18 protein-coding genes are annotated in these 17,205 nt (G+C 68.0%); 9 read left to right on the forward strand and 9 right to left on the reverse strand.

The window, feature by feature from the left end:
* Positions 1-46: 46 nt before the first annotated feature.
* From uraD to ACWMMN_RS10265, 9 genes are all read right to left on the reverse strand, one after another.
* Positions 47-568 (reverse strand): 2-oxo-4-hydroxy-4-carboxy-5-ureidoimidazoline decarboxylase, encoded by a 522-nt coding sequence (uraD, locus tag ACWMMN_RS10225; RefSeq protein WP_342702365.1) that lies wholly within the window; start codon positions 566-568, stop codon positions 47-49.
* Positions 565-1,518: an allantoinase PuuE gene (puuE, locus tag ACWMMN_RS10230; RefSeq protein ID WP_486422633.1), complete on the reverse strand. Its 954-nt coding sequence runs from the start codon at positions 1,516-1,518 to the stop codon at positions 565-567. The genes uraD and puuE overlap by 4 nt, the downstream gene beginning before the upstream one ends.
* Positions 1,519-1,667: 149 nt before the next feature.
* Positions 1,668-2,459: an aspartate/glutamate racemase family protein gene (locus ACWMMN_RS10235; protein WP_059233890.1), complete on the reverse strand. Its 792-nt coding sequence runs from the start codon at positions 2,457-2,459 to the stop codon at positions 1,668-1,670.
* A gap of 10 nt (positions 2,460-2,469) precedes the next feature.
* Positions 2,470-3,954, reverse strand: coding sequence for an NCS1 family nucleobase:cation symporter-1 (locus ACWMMN_RS10240; RefSeq protein ID WP_486422634.1), 1,485 nt, complete (start codon positions 3,952-3,954; stop codon positions 2,470-2,472).
* 149 nt (positions 3,955-4,103) lie between these two features.
* A complete protein-coding gene (locus tag ACWMMN_RS10245; RefSeq protein ID WP_059233888.1) occupies positions 4,104-4,808 on the reverse strand; it encodes a GntR family transcriptional regulator in 705 nt (234 codons plus the stop codon).
* 308 nt (positions 4,809-5,116) lie between these two features.
* Entirely contained in the window at positions 5,117-6,055 is a 939-nt protein-coding gene (ldcA, locus tag ACWMMN_RS10250) for a muramoyltetrapeptide carboxypeptidase (protein ID WP_059233887.1), read from the reverse strand.
* A gap of 99 nt (positions 6,056-6,154) precedes the next feature.
* Complete coding sequence (tadA, locus tag ACWMMN_RS10255) at positions 6,155-6,739, reverse strand: tRNA adenosine(34) deaminase TadA (protein ID WP_059233886.1); 585 nt, start codon at positions 6,737-6,739, stop codon at positions 6,155-6,157.
* Positions 6,736-7,137, reverse strand: coding sequence for a DnaJ family domain-containing protein (locus ACWMMN_RS10260; RefSeq protein ID WP_027784729.1), 402 nt, complete (start codon positions 7,135-7,137; stop codon positions 6,736-6,738). The genes tadA and ACWMMN_RS10260 overlap by 4 nt, the downstream gene beginning before the upstream one ends.
* Before the next feature lie 280 nt (positions 7,138-7,417).
* The gene (locus ACWMMN_RS10265) at positions 7,418-8,638 is read right to left on the reverse strand and encodes an MFS transporter (RefSeq protein WP_486422635.1); all 1,221 of its coding nucleotides are present in this window, start codon (positions 8,636-8,638) and stop codon (positions 7,418-7,420) included.
* A gap of 291 nt (positions 8,639-8,929) precedes the next feature.
* Between ACWMMN_RS10265 and ACWMMN_RS10270 the strand changes: the two genes are divergently transcribed.
* The 9 genes from ACWMMN_RS10270 to ACWMMN_RS10310 all read left to right on the forward strand — a co-directional run bounded on the left by ACWMMN_RS10270 (position 8,930) and on the right by ACWMMN_RS10310 (position 17,176).
* Positions 8,930-9,700, forward strand: coding sequence for a GntR family transcriptional regulator (locus tag ACWMMN_RS10270; protein WP_059233884.1), 771 nt, complete (start codon positions 8,930-8,932; stop codon positions 9,698-9,700).
* Complete coding sequence (locus ACWMMN_RS10275; RefSeq protein ID WP_486422636.1) at positions 9,697-11,436, forward strand: fumarate reductase/succinate dehydrogenase flavoprotein subunit; 1,740 nt, start codon at positions 9,697-9,699, stop codon at positions 11,434-11,436. The genes ACWMMN_RS10270 and ACWMMN_RS10275 overlap by 4 nt, the downstream gene beginning before the upstream one ends.
* A 10-nt stretch (positions 11,437-11,446) precedes the next feature.
* Entirely contained in the window at positions 11,447-11,692 is a 246-nt protein-coding gene (locus ACWMMN_RS10280; RefSeq protein ID WP_486422637.1) for a 4Fe-4S dicluster domain-containing protein, read from the forward strand.
* A 49-nt stretch (positions 11,693-11,741) separates the two neighbouring features.
* The gene (locus tag ACWMMN_RS10285; protein ID WP_256085011.1) at positions 11,742-13,166 is read left to right on the forward strand and encodes an ABC transporter substrate-binding protein; all 1,425 of its coding nucleotides are present in this window, start codon (positions 11,742-11,744) and stop codon (positions 13,164-13,166) included.
* Positions 13,167-13,213: 47 nt separating this feature from the next.
* Positions 13,214-14,089, forward strand: coding sequence for an ABC transporter permease (locus tag ACWMMN_RS10290; protein ID WP_486422638.1), 876 nt, complete (start codon positions 13,214-13,216; stop codon positions 14,087-14,089).
* Positions 14,086-14,874, forward strand: coding sequence for an ABC transporter ATP-binding protein (locus tag ACWMMN_RS10295; protein ID WP_486422639.1), 789 nt, complete (start codon positions 14,086-14,088; stop codon positions 14,872-14,874). The genes ACWMMN_RS10290 and ACWMMN_RS10295 overlap by 4 nt, the downstream gene beginning before the upstream one ends.
* Before the next feature lie 39 nt (positions 14,875-14,913).
* Complete coding sequence (locus tag ACWMMN_RS10300) at positions 14,914-15,909, forward strand: HEAT repeat domain-containing protein (RefSeq protein ID WP_486422640.1); 996 nt, start codon at positions 14,914-14,916, stop codon at positions 15,907-15,909.
* Positions 15,906-16,184, forward strand: coding sequence for a gamma-butyrobetaine hydroxylase-like domain-containing protein (locus ACWMMN_RS10305; protein WP_486422641.1), 279 nt, complete (start codon positions 15,906-15,908; stop codon positions 16,182-16,184). The genes ACWMMN_RS10300 and ACWMMN_RS10305 overlap by 4 nt, the downstream gene beginning before the upstream one ends.
* 107 nt (positions 16,185-16,291) lie before the next feature.
* On the forward strand, positions 16,292-17,176 hold the full coding sequence (locus ACWMMN_RS10310) for an NAD(P)-dependent oxidoreductase (protein ID WP_256085015.1): 885 nt from the start codon (positions 16,292-16,294) through the stop codon (positions 17,174-17,176).
* The last annotated feature ends 29 nt before the right edge of the window (positions 17,177-17,205 follow it).

The raw sequence follows: 17,205 nt of genomic DNA on the forward strand, positions 1-17,205 counted from the left end.
AGTGATGCGATCAGGCCGCTGCGACGCAGCAGGCCGTATTGCGGTGTCAGGCGTCGATCAGGTCGTCGAGGCGGAAGCGCGCGATCCGGTAGATCTGGTCCAGGCTCGCACGCAGTTCCTCGTTGCGCGAATGATTCACACGCGACTCGAAGTTCGCGATGATGCCGTGACGGTCATAGCCGCGCACCGCGAGGATGAACGGGAAGCCGAACTTCTCGCGATACGTGCGGTTCAGCGTCAGCAGCTTGTCGAACTCTTCCTGCGTGCACTGGTCGAGGCCCGCGCCGCTCTGCTCGCGCGTCGACTCGGCCGTCAGCTCGCCGCGCACGGCGGCCTTGCCGGCCAGCTCCGGGTGAGCGTTGATCAGCGCGAGCTGGCGCACTTCGCCGCCCGCTTCCACCGCACCCGACATCGTCTTGTGCAGCGCGTCGATGCTCGCGAACGGCCGCTCGCCCGCGGCGACCTCGGCCACCCACGGCGAATGTTCGAAGATCCCCGACAGCGCCGCGACAAATGCGCTCGGCGCCATCGTGTTCAGTTGTTCCAACGTGTAGCGCATCGCCTTCATGCTTTCCCTTCGTTTTGATGATTGGGCTGATACGGATGATGTTCACGCCAGTGACGCGCGATATCGACACGGCGCGTCACCCATACGCGCTCGTGCTTCTCGATGTGATCGAGGAAACGCTGCAGCCCGCGGAACCGGCCCGGCCGGCCGAGCAGCCGGCAGTGCATGCCGATCGACAGCATCTTCGGCGCCTCGTCGCCTTCCGCGTACAGCACGTCGAATGCGTCGCGCAGGTAGTCGAAGAAGTGATCGCCGGTGTTGAAGCCCTGCGGCGTCGCGAAACGCATGTCGTTCGTGTCGAGCGTGTACGGCACGATCAGTTGCGGCGACGTGCCGCCGCCCGACACCTTGACGTCCATCCAGAACGGCAGGTCGTCGCCGTAGTTGTCGGAGTCGTACAGGAAGCCGCCGTGTTCGGCGACCAGGCGGTGCGTATTGGGGCTGTCGCGGCCGGTATACCAGCCGAGCGGGCGCTCGCCCGTCACGCGCTCGATCGCTTCCATCCCGAGGCGCATGTGTTCGGCTTCGAGTTCCGGCGTCATGCTCTGGTAGTGGATCCAGCGCCAGCCGTGGCACGCGATTTCATGGCCCAGCTCGACGAAGGCGCGCGCAAGCTCCGGATGACGCTCGATCGCCATGCCGACGCCGAATACCGTCAGCGGCATCCCGCGCTTCTCGAATTCGCGCAGGATCCGCCACACGCCGGCCCGCGAACCGTATTCGTAGATCGACTCCATGCTCATGTGGCGGTCCGGATACGCGGCCGCGCCCACGATTTCGGACAGGAACTGCTCGGAGCCCGGATCGCCGTGCAGCACGCAGTTCTCGCCGCCCTCCTCGTAGTTCAGCACGAATTGCACGGCGACGCGGGCGCGCCCCGGCCAGTTCGCCTGAACGGGATGGCGGCCGTAGCCGATCAGGTCGCGAGGATAGTTGGGATCGAGTGGCATGGGTTCGAAATGCGGCGAAAGCGGGCTGAAATAATGGGTTCGCATCGACTGCGCGGCGCCCGGAGGCCGACCGCACAAGCCGATGCGATGACGGCCCAGTGTAGCGAAAACGTTCATACGCGCCCATACAGCGACGCAGATAGTGCGTGTCAGACGGTGTGTATGTGCGGTTGCGGCAAATTCCCGACCGGTTCCGCCGCATCCCCGTCCGGCGGGCTGAAGCGGGCGAATGCGCCGTCGTAGCGCTTCGGCAGCGGCCGCGCGAAATCGCCGCGTTTCGCGGTCGCGAGGCGCAGCGCGACGAGCGCCTCGGCCCATTTGACCGCCGCCGTGACGCCCTCGACCACCGGCGCGCCGATCTGCTGCTCGATCTCGTGCGCGAACTCGGCCATTCCCGCGCAGCCGAGCACGATCGCGTCGGCGCCGTCCTCGTCGAGCGCGCGCCGGCATTCGTCGACGATGATCCGGCGCGCGGCCGAGCCCGGCCGGTCGAGTTCGAGCACCGCGACGTCGGTCGCGCGCACGTTGCGGCAGAACCGCTTCATCCCGTAGCGCTCCGCGAGGTGCCACGCCATCCCGCAGGTGCGGGCGAGCGTCGTGACGACCGAGAAGCCCGGCGCGAGCACGCTCGCCGCATGCATCGCGGCCTCGGCGATACCGATCACCGGCCCGCGTGCGAGCTCGCGCGCCGCATACAGGCCCGGGTCGCCGAAGCATGCGATCACGTACGCATCGCAGCCGTCGCGCTCGCCCTGCGCGATCTCGGCGAGCAGCCCCGGCGTCGCGAGCGCCTCGTCGTAATAGCCTTCGATCGACGGCGGCCCCATCGGCGGGCTCACCGCAACGATCTCCGTGCCCGCGGCCGCGACCTCGCGTGCGCAGCGGCCCATCGCGTCGGTCATCCGCTGCGTCGTATTCGGATTGATCAGTCGAATCTTCATCGCTCGCTCCTCACGCCTTCGTGCTCACGAGCAGCCGGTAGAACACGAAGCCGAGCCCCGCGCCGATGAACCACGAGAAGTTCGCGACGCCTTGCCAGCCGGGCACCATCACGCAGACGACAGCGATCACCGCGGCCGGCAGCAGCGCGGCGAGCGCGCGGCGGTTCACGCCGCCCGTGTACCAGTACGCGCCGCTCTCCGACATCGTGTACAGGTCGTCGCGCACGAGCCGGCAGCGCTTGACGAGGTAGAAGTCGGCGATCAGCACGCCGTACAGCGGGCCGATGAACGCGCCGAGCACGTCGAGCGTGTAGTGGATCACGGCCGGGTTGTTGAACAGGTTCCACGGCGTGATGAAGATCGACGCGACGGCCGCGAGCATCCCGCCCGCGCGCCAGCTGATCAGCCGCGGTGCGACGTTCGAGAAATCGAACGCGGGCGACACGAAGTTCGCGACGATGTTGATGCCGATCGTCGCGATCGTGAACGTCAGCGCGCCGAGGATCACCGCGGTCGGATGGTCGATGCGGCCGACCGTCTCGACCGGGTCGGTGATGAGTTCGCCGAACACCGGCAAGGTCGCTGCCGTCGTGATCACCGTGACGAGCGAGAATGCGAGGAAGTTGACCGGCAGCCCCCAGAAATTGCCGCGCTTCACTTCGCCGAACGAGCGGCAGTAGCGCGAGAAATCGCCGAAGTTCAGCATCGGCCCGGAGAAATACGACACGACCAGCGATACGGCCGTGATCATCACCGGGATCACTTCCGCGCCGTGATACTTGACGCCGCCGAGGTTGATGCCGATGTTGCGCCAGCCCGCGCGCCACACCATGTAGCCGGCGAGGATGAACATCACGACGTAGACGGCCGGGCCCGCGAAGTCGATGAACTTCTTGATCGTCTCCATCCCGTTCCAGAACACGAATGCCTGCAGCACCCACAGCAGCATGAAGCCGGCCCACCCGACCGCCGACAGCCCGAGGAAGCCGTAGCGGTGGACGTCCGCATACGGCAGCCATTGCGGGACAAATTTCAGCACGACGATCACGAGCGCGCTCGACGCGAGATAGGTCTGGATGCCGTACCACGCGATCGCGATCAGCCCGCGGATCACGGCCGGCACGTTCGCGCCGAGCACGCCGAACGTCGCGCGGCACGCGACCGGATACGGCACGCCGATCTGCTGGCTCGGCCGTGCGATCAGGTTGCACAGCACGTTCACGAGGCCGATCCCGACGATCAGCGCGATCAGCACCTGCCAGCTCGTCAGCCCGAGCGCGAACAGGCTGCCTGCGAACACGTAGCCGCCGACGCTGTGCACGTCCGACATCCAGAACGCGAAGATGTTGTACGAGCCCCACGTCTGATTCTTCAGGGGTGCCAAATCTTCGTTGTACAGACGTTCGCTGAAACCATTCGGCAGCGCCGGGTCGCCGCCCTCGCCGCCTTCTTCCGCCGGATAGGCGCTGTCGTGCGCCACACTGAACTGAGCCATGACTTCTCCTTGACGCGGCCGGGCGGCCGCTCCACCGTCATCGATATCGCTCCGGATCGACGCCCGGAGTCGGACCAGCGGCCCGCGGCAAACGCCGCAGGCCTGCATTGCTCTCGTTCTGTGGCGCGCGGCCGGGTTCGCGTCGCCGCTCAGGCGCCGCCGAACACTTCGCGCAGATCGACCTGCCCTTGCGCGGGCCGGTCCAGCATCTTCAGTTCGACATGCTGCAGGTGGCGCGCCATCAGCGTCACCGCCTGCTTCGGATCGCCTGCCTCCAGCGCGGCGAGGATCTCGTCGTGGTCGTCGCACGAGCACGGGCTGCGCCCGTGCGATTCGTACAGCGCCGACATCAGCGTCGAGCGTGCGACGAGCCCTTCGAGGCACTCGCTGAGCGTCGCATTGCCCATCAGTGTCGCGAGCGCCGTGTGGAATTCGCCCGACAGCCGGATCCATGCCGCGACGTCGTGCCGCTCGAACGCCCTGCGTTCCTTGTCGATCAACGTGGCGACACCCTTCAGCCGCTTCGCGCCGGGCCCGGTTGCGAGCCGCTCGACCACCGCAAGCTCGATGATCCGGCGCATCTCGAACACCTCGTGCACGTCCTGCAGCGTCGGGCTCGCGACGAACGCGCCGCGGTTCGGCTCGAGGTCGACCAGCTTGTCGGTCGCGAGCTGCGCGAGCGCCTGGCGAATCGTCCCGCGCTTCACGCCGAACACGTCGCAGAGCTGCGCCTCCGTCAGCTTCGCGCCGGGCGCGAGCCGATGCTCGAGGATCGCGGTGCGGATCCGCTCGGCGATCGCTTCGGGACCGGCTGCGCCGGACGGATGGGAATCGGGCTCGTTCATGATCTGCATCGTGTGATGGTCCTCATCCTAGGGCGGACATAAAGATTGTCAACAATTCTTTTGGCGGATTCCGCACAATCGGCGTGCAGCGGTGTGCCGTCACGCGGTGCAAGACGCACGAAATCCATGCATGACAAGGCTGACAGGCATGACAGAGGCCCTTCTCGTCGTATACCCTTCCAGCGATTTTGTTGACAAACTTGGTGCACAACCGGGTGAACAACGGGTTTGCGTCGACGAAAATTCCAGACCGTTAGTTGCGTGCTTACATAAAGAAAAAGGCGGGGAAACCCGCCTTTCGATCGATCGCGCCGGCATCAGCCGAGATGCGGATAGTCCGACAACGTCAGCCGGAAGCCGTGAGCATTCGCGACCAGTTGCGCCTGCGCGCCGAACGGCAAAGTCAGCAAGTCGGGCACGTGGCCGAACTGGAGCCCCGTGACGACCGGAATCCCGATCACCGCCCGCACCTGGTCGATCATTGCCTGCATGTCGTAGCCGTTGTCGTACTCGAACGGCCGCGCACCGGTGAACTGGCCGAGCACGAGCGCCTGCTGGCGCGCGAGCAGGCCCGACAGGTGCAGTTGGTAGATCATCCGCTCGATCCGGAACGGCTGCTCGTTGACGTCCTCGATGAACAGGATGCCGCCCTCGATATCGGGCATGTACGGCGTGCCGACGAGCGACGTGAGGATCGCGAGGTTGCCGCCCCACAGCGTGCCCGTCACGTTTACCGCCTGCACCTGCGGCGCCTCGGTGACGATCGTCGTGCTCGGCTGCGTCAGCGTCTGCCAGAAGTGCTGCATCGTGAAGTCGCTCGGCGTTTCCGCGCCGAAGTCGGCCGACAGCATCGGGCCGCCGAACGTCTTGATGCGCGCCTTCGCGTACAGCGCAAGCTGGATCGCCGTGAAGTCGCTGTGGCCGACGAGCGCGACCGGCTGGTCGCGCAGCCGGCGTTCGAGCCCGCGATAGTCGAGCCCGTGCAGGATTCGCGCGGCACCGTAACCGCCGCGCACCGCGAGCGCGATGTCCGGCAGCGGCCGCTCGGGATCGGCAAGGCGGTTCAGGTCGCCTGCCCGCTCGCCGTCGGTCCCGCCGAACCGCTGGAAGCGCCGCTGCGTCGCCTCGATGTTCTCGATGCGTTGCTGCGCGGTGCTGAGGCGCTCGAGCGCGCGGTTGATCGCATCGGGGTCGTGCGGATAGCCGGACGGCGCCAGCAGGCGGATGGTGTAGGACGCGGCGGGCTGGAAGGACATGGCGAAAGGTGTCGGGTCGTCAAACCTGCTTAGAGGGTCCGAACCGTCTCCGGTTCACGGAACCGTGCACGCCCGGAACGCCGGGCGCGGCCGGGGCGCCTATGACGCGCCGGATTCGGCGTCGCGGGCGTGCCGCGCTTCGCGCAGCGCGCGGCGGCGCTCGGCGAAGAACGACTTCAGCGCGGCCCCGCATTCGTCCGCGAGCACGCCGCCGGTCACTTCGGTATGGTGGTTGAGCTGCGGATTCGCGAACGCGTCGATCACGCTGCCGCACGCGCCCGTCTTCGGATCGGCGGCGCCATAGACCACCCGTGCGATGCGCGCATGCATGATCGCGCCGGCGCACATCAGGCACGGTTCGAGCGTCACGTACAGCTCGCATCCGGGCATCCGGTAATTCTGCAGATGCTGCGCGGCCATGCGCAGCGCGGCCATTTCCGCATGTGCCGACGGATCGTGCCCGCCGATCGGATGGTTGAAGCCGCGTGCGATCACTTCGTCGCCGCGCACGAGCACCGCGCCGACCGGCACTTCGCCGGCCGCCCGCGCCTCTTCGGCGGCAGCCTGCGCAAGACGCATGAAATGCAGGTCGCGCGCCGATACGGGCGCGGCTTCGGGAACGGGAGAATCGGCAGCGGGGTCAGCGGCCGGGCGGGCTGCGTCGTGCAGCGCGTCGGACGTCACATCGTCCCCGCTTCGGCGGGCGCGTCGTCGAGCCCACGCTCGCACAGGCGTTCGGCGATGCGCCGGCAGTAGTCGCGCGGCATCACCATCGGGCCGCCGCGCAGCGATTCCAGCGCCATGTCGAGTGCAAGGATCTTGGCCTGCAGCCGGCAGCGCGCGGCACGGTCGCTGACCGCCTGCACTTCGTCGTGCAGGTTGCGCAGCGCGCGCAATTGCTCGACGGCCGGCGGCACGAAGCCCGCGTTCTTCAGGATACGGTTGGCCACCCGCACCTCCTCGGGCACGAGCAGGTCGTCATCCAGCGCCTGTGGCGCGCCGGTACCCGGCAAATCGTCGAACTCGCCCCGCGCGGCGGCGGCGGCGATACGTTGTTCGACCAGGGCGTCAAGCAATCTCATCAGTCAATCGGAACAATGCGGCAGGCCGAATTCTAGCAGGGTGACGCGGCGATGACAGGCTCTTCGAATATATGCTCGATATTGCGTTTTTTAGGGGCCGAATCGCGGCGCATGCACGCCGATCGCCGTCACTTCCCGCTCTGCTGCGCCGCAGCAGGCTGAGCGCCGTCCGGGCCATCGCAAATGCAAGCGGTGTCGGGCCCTGTTTTTTGTTCGTAACGACGCGGGGCGAACCGGGCCGGTCCGGCGAAACGGCAGCTGACCTGCTTCCGTCGCCGTGTTACGCGGCCACCGTTTCCGGCCGCGTTTTCGCGAACGGCCGGAACGTCGTCGCGATCAGGAACGCACCGATGCCGATCGCGAACGAGCCGAGGTACAGCCAGCCGTAGCTGCCGAACGTATCGACGATCAGGCCGCCGGCGACCGGGCCCGTGGCCATCCCGAGGCTGCCGGCCATCGCGCAGCCGCCGATCACGGTGCCCATCATCCGCAGCGGGAAATTCTCGCGCGCGAGCACCGAATACAGCGGCATCACGCCCGCATAGATGAAGCCGAACAGCGTCGCGACCGCGTAGAACCCGTCGAGCGAGCGCACGAAGTAGTAGCCGAGCGCGCCGAGCGCCTGTGCGAGCAGCCCGGCCACCAGCATGCGCTTCGCACCGAGGCGGTCGCCGAGAATCCCGAACGCGATCCGGCCGCCCATGCCCGCGAGCCCTTCGACGCTGTAGATCGACACCGCGACGATCAGCGGGATCCCGCACGTGACTGCGTAGCTAACCGTATGGAAGATCGGGCCCGAGTGCGTCGCGCAGCAGAAGAAATTGGTCAGCAGCAGGATCGTGAACTGCGGCGAGCGCAGCGCGTCCGAGACCGACATCGCCGCGGGTGCGCCGGCAGGCGCGGGCGCGGGCGCGGGCGCGGGCGCATGATCGAGCGCGGGCGCCCGCCGCACCAGCAGCGACGCCGGAATCATCACGACGGCCGCCAGCGCGGCAATCAGCAGCATCGACGTGCGCCAGTCACGCACCGACACGAGCCACGCGGCGAGCGGCGCCATCGTCATTGGCGCCATCCCCATGCCGGCCGACACCAGCGACACCGCGAGGCTGCGATGCGTGTCGAACCAGCCCGTCACGCACGCCATCATCGGCGCGAATATCGCGGCCGTCGCACTGCCGACGGCCAGGCCGAAGGTCAGCTGGAACACGAGCAGCGACGGCGCGCGGCTCGCCAGCGCGAGGCTCGCCGACAGCAGCACCGCGCCCGCGATGACGACCGGCCGCGTGCCGATCCGGTCCGACAGGCTGCCCCACGCCATGCTCGCGAAGGCCATCGCGATGAAGCCGAGCGTCATCGCGCCGGAAATGCCGGTCATCGACCAGCCCGTGTCGCGCGCAATGGCCCGCAGGAACACGGGCAACGAAAACATCGCGCCGATCGCGACGCAGCCCATCAGGCCGCCCGCGGCGACGATCACCCAGCGGTATCGGGAATCCGGCATGTGACGTCTCCTGGTTCGTTCTTACCGTCCTCGGCAACCCGGTGCAGGCCACGTGCGCGGCGCGATACCCGGTCGACATGACTACGACGGGCGACGCATCGGGAAATCGACATGCGCGGCGCACGGACGCGTGGTTTTTTTCATTGTCGGCGATTCCACGCGGCTCGCAAGGGGCGGATCGTCCGTACGCCCCGCTTTTCCGCAACCGGAAATTCGAAATCAGAAAAAGTTGGTTGGGGCACGCGATCGCGCTGACTACACTCGTCCCATCTTGTCATAACAAGTTGACCGATGACCCCACCCAACGTCGTGCCGCTGTCGGCGGCCCCGCTCTACGTGCAGATCAAGGACACGCTGCGCGCGCGCATTCTCGACGGCACCTATGCGCCGCACAGCCGCATGCCGTCCGAGCACGAGCTTTGCGCGATGTTCGACGTCAGCCGCATCACGGTGCGTCAGGCGCTCGGCGACCTGCAGAAGGAAGGCCTGCTGTTCAAGCTGCATGGCAAGGGCACGTTCGTGTCGAAGCCGAAGGCATTCCAGAACGTCACGTCGCTGCAGGGGTTCGCCGAGGCGATGTCGTCGATGGGCTACGAGATCGTCAACCAGCTGCGCAGCCTGCGCACCGTGAAAGCCGACCGCCATCTGGCCACCAAGCTGAACGTGCCGGAAGGTGCGCCGCTCGTCGAGATCCACCGCGTGCGGCTGCTGAACCGCGAGCCGGTGTCGCTCGAACAGACCTGGGTGCCCGAGGCGCTCGGCAAGCGGCTCGCCGGCGCCGATCTCGCGACCCGGGACATCTTCCTGATCCTCGAAAACGACTGCGGCGTCCCGCTCGGCCATGCCGACGTGTCGATCGACGCGATCCTCGCCGACGACGAGATCGTCGACGCGCTGCACGTCGAGGAAAGCAGCCCCGTGCTGCGCATCGAGCGCCTCACGCACGACGCGTCGGGTGCACCGATCGACTACGAATACCTCTACTTCCGCGGCGACGCCTTCCAGTACCGGTTGCGCGTCGACCGGCAGAAGGCGCGCAAACCTGCAAGGAACCCGCGATGAATACCCATGTGCACGAATACGACATCGTCGTGGTCGGCGGCGGCACGGCCGGCCCGATGGCGGCCATCAAGGCGAAGGAGCGCGATCCGTCCTTGCGCGTGCTGCTGCTCGAGAAGGCCAACGTGAAGCGCAGCGGCGCGATCTCGATGGGCATGGACGGCCTGAACAACGCGGTGATCCCCGGTCATGCGACGCCCGAGCAGTACACGCGCGAGATCACGATCGCCAACGACGGGATCGTCGACCAGGAAGCCGTGTACGCGTATGCGACGCACAGCTTCGCGACGATCGAGCAGCTCGATCGCTGGGGCGTGAAGTTCGAGAAGGACGGCACCGGTGACTACGCGGTCAAGAAGGTCCATCACATGGGCTCGTACGTGCTGCCGATGCCGGAGGGACACGACATCAAGAAGGTGCTGTACCGGCAACTGAAGCGCGCGCGCATCGCGATCACGAACCGGATCGTCGCGACGCGCGTGCTGACCGACGCGCAGGGCCGCGCGAGCGGCGTGCTCGGCTTCGACTGCCGCACCGCCGAATTTCACGTGATCCGCGCGAAGGCCGTGATCCTCTGCTGCGGCGCGGCCGGCCGCCTGGGGCTGCCGGCGTCGGGCTACCTGATGGGCACGTACGAGAACCCGACCAACGCGGGCGACGGCTACGCGATGGCCTATCACGCGGGCGCGGCACTCGCGAACCTCGAATGCTTCCAGATCAACCCGCTGATCAAGGACTACAACGGCCCCGCGTGCGCGTACGTGACGGGCCCGCTCGGCGGCTTCACCGCGAACGGCAAGGGCGAGCGCTTCATCGAATGCGATTACTGGAGCGGCCAGATGATGTGGGAGTTCTATCAGGAGCTGCAGAGCGGCAACGGTCCCGTGTTCCTGAAGCTCGACCACCTCGCGGAAGAAACGATCCGCACCATCGAGCAAATCCTCCATACGAACGAGCGGCCGAGCCGCGGCCGCTTCCATGCAGGGCGCGGCACCGACTACCGCAGCCAGATGGTCGAGATGCACATCTCCGAGATCGGCTTCTGCAGCGGTCACAGCGCATCGGGCGTGTACGTGAATGCACGCGCGGAGACGACCGTGCCCGGGCTTTACGCAGCCGGCGACATGGCGGCCGTTCCGCACAACTACATGCTCGGCGCGTTTACGTACGGCTGGTTCGCCGGGCAGAACGCGGCCGACTACGTGGCCGGCCGCGAACTCGCACCGGTGGACGACCAGCAGGTCGATGCCGAGCGCACCCGCGCGCTCGCCCCGCTGCTGCGCGAGCGCGGCCTGGCGCCGGCACAGGTCGAGTACAAGCTGCGCCGCATGGTGAACGACTACCTGCAACCGCCGAAGGTGACGCGCAAGATGGAAATCGGCCTTCAACGTTTTGACGGAATTATTGAGGATATCGAAGAAATCAAGGCAAACCACCCGCACGAGCTGATGCGCGCGGCCGAAGTGCGCGCGATCCGCGACTGCGCGGAAATGGCTGCGCGCGCGTCGCTGTTCCGCACCGAGAGCCGTTGGGGGCTGTACCACCATCGCGTCGACTTTCCGCACCGCAACGATGCCGAATGGTTCTGCCACACCTGGCTGCGCAAGGGCGCCGACGGCGCGATGCGCAGCGAGAAACGGCCGGTCGAACCGTATCTCGTGCCGCTCGCCGACGACGAACGCGGCGCCTATGCGCAACTGCGCATCCGCGAACCGGCCGCGCTCGCGGCCGCCCTTTGAGGAACCTGCCATGTCCCATACCCCGCACGACATCTTCCAGCGCAGCAGCGCACCCGTCACGATCGACGAGGCCCTGTGCATTGCCGACAAGGGCTGCACCGTCTGCGTCGACGTGTGCCCGCTCGACCTGCTCGCGATCGACGTCACCCAGGGCAAGGCCTACATGCAGTTCGACGAATGCTGGTACTGCATGCCGTGCGAGCGCGACTGCCCGACGGGCGCGGTCAAGGTCGACATCCCTTATCTGCTGCGCTGACACGGTGCGCGACCGGCGCACCGCGCCCCCTCTCCCGGACTCACGACACATGAAAAGAACGCTACGGATGTTCCGCCTGCTCGCCGCGTCGATCGCGGTCATGGCCACCGGTTTTGCGCATGCGGAGACGATCCGCGTGGCGATCGGCACGCAGGACACGACGATCAACTGCGCGACCGGCGGCTTGCTGATCCGCGAATTGCACCTGCTCGACAGGTACCTGCCGCGCACCGGCAAGTACCAGGACGTGAAGTACGACGTGCAGTGGAAGGATTTCACGTCCGGCGCGCCGCTGACCAACGAGATGGTCGCCGGCAAGCTCGACTTCGGCGCGATGGCCGATTTCCCCGGCGCGCTGAACGGCGCGGCATTCCGCAAGGCCGGCCGCCGGAGCGTATTCATCACCGTGCTCGACGGCAGCATCGACGGCAGCGGCAACGGGATCGTCGTGCCGGTGAATTCGACGGTACGCGCGCTGGCCGACCTGAAGGGCAAGACGATCTCGGTACCGTTCGCGTCGACCGCGCACGGCATGCTGCTGCGCGCGATCAAGGCCCAGGGCTGGAACCCCGACACCGACGTGAACATCGTCACGCAGGCGCCGGAAGTAGCCGGCAGCGCGCTGAAGGCCAACAAGATCGACGCGCATGCGGACTTCGTGCCGTTCGCCGACCTGTTTCCGTACCGCGGCATCGCGCGCAAGATCTACGACGGCGCGCAGACCCATGCGCCGACCTTCCACGGCGCGCTCGTCGACGCGGACTACGCGCAACGCTATCCCGAAGTCGTGGTGGCCTATCTGCGCGCCACGATCGAGGCAAACCGCCTGTTCACGCAGAACCCGGAGAAATACAGCCTGCTGATCGAGAAAGTCACCGGCATCGAGGCGCCCGTCGACTACCTGTATCACGGGCCGCTCGGCATCCAGACCCGCGACCTCACCTGGAAGCCCGAATACCGGCAAGCCGTCGCGACGGCCATCGATACGCTGAAGCTGCTGAAGAAAACCGACTCGGCGCCCGACCCCGCGACATTCGTCGACGACCGCTATATCCGCGCGGCGTTCAAGGCGTCCGGGCTCGACTACGACGCCGCGCTGACGCACTACGGCAAGCAGCCGCTGGCCGCGAACGATGCGTCGACCGGCAAGCCGATCCGCGATTTCAACGACGTCGCGCAAGTATGGCTCGCCGGCGACGACGCCGTGCGTCACTACGCGAGCCCCGCGGCCGCCTTCGCCGCGCTCGGGAAGCTCGGCCCGTCCGCGAAGGTCCGTGCAGTGTTCGTGCACGACCACGCGAGCGGCCTGAAGCTGTTCGCCGACCAGGCGTGGTACGTGAAGGACGCGCACGGCGTGCTGACCGCGTTCCTGCTGAAGTCGGGCGCCGATGCGTATGCGCAGCAGGTAGCGGGCGCGGTGGTCGACTACGCGGCCGCGAAGGCCGTCACCGCGCCGGCACTCGCCGCGCGCTGAACGCCGCGCGCGCCCCTTCTCTCCATTCGTCGACACGGGACCTCCGTATGGCCGCCACCCTCGAACTCGTCAAACGCCGTTTCACCGCGGCACCGCGTACCGGCGACGCGCGCCTGCCGCACAGCGCCGCGCGCCGCCATTCGACGCCCATGCGCCGCCGCGCATGGCGGATCGCGTCGCTCGCCGCGTGCATCGCGCTGTGGCAGGCGGCCGTCCACTGGCGGCTGTCGCTCGGCATCGTCACGTTCGCGAACGTGCCCGCGCCGGCCGACGTCGGCCCCGCGCTGGCATCGTTCCTGCAATCGCCGAAGCTGCCGATGCACCTGTTCGCGAGCGTCACGCGCGTGTTGGCCGGCTTCGTCGCCGCGGCGGTCGCGGGTATCGGCCTCGGGCTCGCGATCGGCCGCTATCGCCTGCTCGAAGACGCGCTGCTGCCGCCGCTCGAGATGCTGCGGCCGATTCCGGCCGTCGCGTGGATTCCGCTCGCGATCCTGATGTTTCCGTCGTCCGAGCTGAGCATGATGTTCATCACGTTCGTCGGCGCGCTGTTCCCGATCCTGCTCAATACCGTGCATGGCGCCGAAGCCGTCGACCCGCGGCTCATCGCGACCGCGCGCAGCCTCGGCACGCGCGGCATCGCGCTGTATGCGGAAGTGATCCTGCCCGGCGCCGCGCCGTCGATCTTCACGGGCCTGTCGATCGGAATGGGCACCGCATGGTTCTGCCTCGTCACGGCCGAGATGATCGCGGGCCAGTACGGCATCGGTTACTTCACGTGGGAGTCCTATACGTTGCAGAACTACCCGGACATCGTGGTCGGCATGGCGCTGATCGGCCTGCTCGGGATGGGCAGCAGCCTGCTCGTCAAGCGCATCGGCACCGCGCTCACGCCGTGGTACGCCCCGCGCGGAGGCCGGCAATGAGCGCAACAGGCGTTGCACCGCCCGCACCGGGCCGCGTCGGCGTGCGTGCGCTGACGATCGAGCTGGGGCCGCCGCATGCGCGCTTCGCGGCGCTCGACGCACTCGACGTCGACATCGCGCCCGGCGAATTCGTCTGCGTGCTCGGCCCGTCGGGCTGCGGAAAATCGACGCTGCTCGGCGCACTCGCCGGCCACGTCGCGGCCACGCAGGGCGAGATCGTCGTCGATGGCGAGACCGTCGATCGCCCGCATCCCGATCGCGGGCTCGTGTTCCAGCAGCACACGCTGTTTCCGTGGAAGCGCGTGATCGACAACGTCGCGTTCGGCCTGAAGATGAAGGGCGTGCCGGCGCGCGAGCGCCGCCGCGAAGCCGCCGCGCTGCTCGAACTCGTCGGGCTCGGCGAGTTCGGCGCGCACTACCCCGCGCAGTTGTCCGGCGGCATGCAGCAGCGCGTCGAGATCGCCCGCGTACTGATCAACCGTCCGCGCGTGCTGCTGATGGACGAACCGTTCGGCGCGCTCGACGCGCAGACGCGCCGGATGATGCAGACGCTGTTGCTCGACATCTGGTCGCGGATCGGCACGACCGTGCTGTTCGTCACGCACGACATCGAGGAAGCGCTGTTTCTCGGCGACCGCATCCTGATGCTGTCGCCGCGGCCCGCGCGCATCGTCGCCGACATCCGCGTGCCGCTCGCGCGGCCGCGCACCGACGACAGCACGACCGAGCCCGCGTTCGTCGACATCAAGCGCCGCTGCCTTGCGCTGCTGCGCGATGCGGCCTGAGCACGCGCCCCGTCCATTCATCGCTCCGACTTTGCTCCCATGACCGTCTCCTCCTCCGCTTTCCCGCTGCCCGGTGTGCCGGCCTCCGACCACGCCGCGCTTGTCGCGCGCCTCGCCGCATCCGATGCGTCGGTGCGCCGCGTTGCGCTGCTCGAACTCGCCGATCTCGATGCGCCCGAACTCGTGCCGTCGTTCGTCGCGGCGCTGCGCGACGACCCGTCGGCCGACGTGCGCAGCGAGGCTGCGCGCGTGCTCGACGCATGGGAACAGCCCGATGTCGTCGACGCGCTGTGCCATGCGCTGCTCGATCCGGACGACCGCGTGCGCGCGACCGCCGCGCAGAGCCTGTCCGAACTGAAGGACGCGGCATCGGGCGCCGTGCTGTGCCGCTGGGCCGACCGGCAGGAGCCGTTCGTGCGCGGCGCCGTGCTGCGCGGGCTGCGCGAGTTGCGCGCCCCCGATGCGTTCGCGCCCGCGCTGCGTGCCCTCGACGCGAGCACCGCTGCCGTCCGCGCGGAGGCGGTCGTCGTGCTCGGCTGGCTCAAGGATGCTCGCGCGCTGCCGCCGCTCGCCCGCGTTGCAACGACGGACGCCAGTGCGGACGTGCGGCGCGCCGCGGTCGGCGCGATCGGCTTCGCACCAGCCGGCGACGCGGCCGTCGCCGCCGCGTTGCTCGCGGCGCTGCGAGACGCCGAATGGCAGGTGCGCGAGGAAGCGGCCGCCACGCTCGGCAAGCTGCGCATCGCGGCTGCGCGCGACCCGCTCGTCGCCGCGCTCGACGACGACTACTGGCAGGTGCGCCTGCGGGCCGCGCGTGCGCTCGGGCAATTGCGCGACGCCGCCGCGGCACCGGCCGTCGCCGCACTGCTTTCGCATACGATCAGCAACCTGCGCAAGGAAGCTGCGCTCGCGCTCGGCGAATTGCACGACCGGGCGACGCTGCCCGCGCTGAACGACGCGCTGGAAGATCGAGATCCGGAAGTCCGCAAGGCCGTGCGGATCGCGATCCAGCAAATCGGCGCGGCGGCGCGATGATCGTACCGACCGAAATCGCACTCGATCATCCGGCACGCGCGCTGACCCTGCGCTGGCCCGACGGCGGCACGCAGCGCATCGGCTATGCGCAGTTGCGCAGCGATTGCCCGTGCGCGGAATGCCGACGGATCCGGTTCGACGGCGGCCAGATCGACGCGCGGTCCGGCCTGACGCTGGACGGCGTGGAAGCGCTCGGCTACGGCATCCGCTTCGTGTTCGGCGACGGCCATGCGCGCGGCATTTATCCGTGGCCGTACCTGGCGGACATCGCCTAGCGTCCGTGACGCGGCTTCCCCGGATCGCGCGGGCGGAATGGCAGGCGTACGAAAACGCTGCGATACTGACGCCCATGATCGTCTCCACCCACCGTGGGAGCAGGCACATGCAAACAGCAGTCGGATTCATCGGACTCGGCGTGATGGGCACGCCGATGGCGCTCAATCTCGCGCGGGCCGGCACGCCACTCGTCGCATGGAGCCGGTCGCACGGCAGCGACGATGCGCTGCGCGACGCCGGCGCGCGCGTCGTCGAGCATGCCGACGACGTGTTCGCTGCCTGCCGCACCGTGATCCTGATGCTCGCGAACGACGCGGCGATCGATGCCGTCCTCGCGCGCGGCACACCCGGTTTTGCTGCCCGTGTCGGCGGCCACACGATCGTGAACATGGGCACCAACGCACCCGGGTATTCGCGTGCGCTGGCCGATGACATCGCTGCCGCGTCGGGCCGTTACGTCGAAGCGCCCGTGTCGGGGTCGCGCAAGCCGGCCGAAGCCGGGCAACTCGTCGTGATGCTCGCCGGCGCACCGGCCGACGTCGACGACGTCCGCGCGCTCGTGAAGCCACTGTGCCGCGACAGCTTCGTGTGCGGCGACGTACCGTCGGCGCTGACGATGAAACTCGCCGTGAACCTGTTCCTGATCACAATGGTCACCGGCCTGACCGAAGCCACGCATTTCGCGCAACGCCACGGCATCGATCTCGCCCGCTTCGCCGACGTGCTGAACGCGGGCCCGATGGCGAGCGACGTGTCGCGCGTGAAGCTCGGCAAACTCGTCGCGGCCGATTTCTCCGTGCAGGCCGCGATCACCGACGTGCTGAAGAATGCGCGCCTCGTCGCCGAATCCGCGCGCGGCATCGGCATCGCGTCGCCACTGCTCGACATCTGCCATGCGCTTTACGGCGAGACCGAGCGGGCCGGACATGGCGCGGACGACATGGTCGCCGTGATCCGCGCGATCGAGCGGCGCACCGGCGACGCGCAATGAATCGTCGCCGGCCGCCACACATACTCGAA

The organism is Burkholderia cepacia complex sp. TUM26381, assembly GCF_057439935.1.

Coding starts and splice junctions, on each gene's coding strand:
- ldcA (WP_059233887.1), bottom strand. CDS start 6,055: ATGTCCTTCCAGCCCGCCGCGTCCTACACCATCCGCCTGCTGGCGCCG.
- ACWMMN_RS10275 (WP_486422636.1), top strand. CDS start 9,697: ATGAATACCCATGTGCACGAATACGACATCGTCGTGGTCGGCGGCGGC.
- ACWMMN_RS10305 (WP_486422641.1), top strand. CDS start 15,906: ATGATCGTACCGACCGAAATCGCACTCGATCATCCGGCACGCGCGCTG.
- ACWMMN_RS10265 (WP_486422635.1), bottom strand. CDS start 8,638: ATGCCGGATTCCCGATACCGCTGGGTGATCGTCGCCGCGGGCGGCCTG.
- ACWMMN_RS10245 (WP_059233888.1), bottom strand. CDS start 4,808: ATGCAGATCATGAACGAGCCCGATTCCCATCCGTCCGGCGCAGCCGGT.
- ACWMMN_RS10235 (WP_059233890.1), bottom strand. CDS start 2,459: ATGAAGATTCGACTGATCAATCCGAATACGACGCAGCGGATGACCGAC.
- ACWMMN_RS10260 (WP_027784729.1), bottom strand. CDS start 7,137: ATGAGATTGCTTGACGCCCTGGTCGAACAACGTATCGCCGCCGCCGCC.
- ACWMMN_RS10300 (WP_486422640.1), top strand. CDS start 14,914: ATGACCGTCTCCTCCTCCGCTTTCCCGCTGCCCGGTGTGCCGGCCTCC.
- ACWMMN_RS10295 (WP_486422639.1), top strand. CDS start 14,086: ATGAGCGCAACAGGCGTTGCACCGCCCGCACCGGGCCGCGTCGGCGTG.
- ACWMMN_RS10310 (WP_256085015.1), top strand. CDS start 16,292: ATGCAAACAGCAGTCGGATTCATCGGACTCGGCGTGATGGGCACGCCG.
- ACWMMN_RS10270 (WP_059233884.1), top strand. CDS start 8,930: ATGACCCCACCCAACGTCGTGCCGCTGTCGGCGGCCCCGCTCTACGTG.
- ACWMMN_RS10240 (WP_486422634.1), bottom strand. CDS start 3,954: ATGGCTCAGTTCAGTGTGGCGCACGACAGCGCCTATCCGGCGGAAGAA.
- ACWMMN_RS10285 (WP_256085011.1), top strand. CDS start 11,742: ATGAAAAGAACGCTACGGATGTTCCGCCTGCTCGCCGCGTCGATCGCG.
- ACWMMN_RS10280 (WP_486422637.1), top strand. CDS start 11,447: ATGTCCCATACCCCGCACGACATCTTCCAGCGCAGCAGCGCACCCGTC.
- puuE (WP_486422633.1), bottom strand. CDS start 1,518: ATGCCACTCGATCCCAACTATCCTCGCGACCTGATCGGCTACGGCCGC.
- ACWMMN_RS10290 (WP_486422638.1), top strand. CDS start 13,214: ATGGCCGCCACCCTCGAACTCGTCAAACGCCGTTTCACCGCGGCACCG.
- uraD (WP_342702365.1), bottom strand. CDS start 568: ATGAAGGCGATGCGCTACACGTTGGAACAACTGAACACGATGGCGCCG.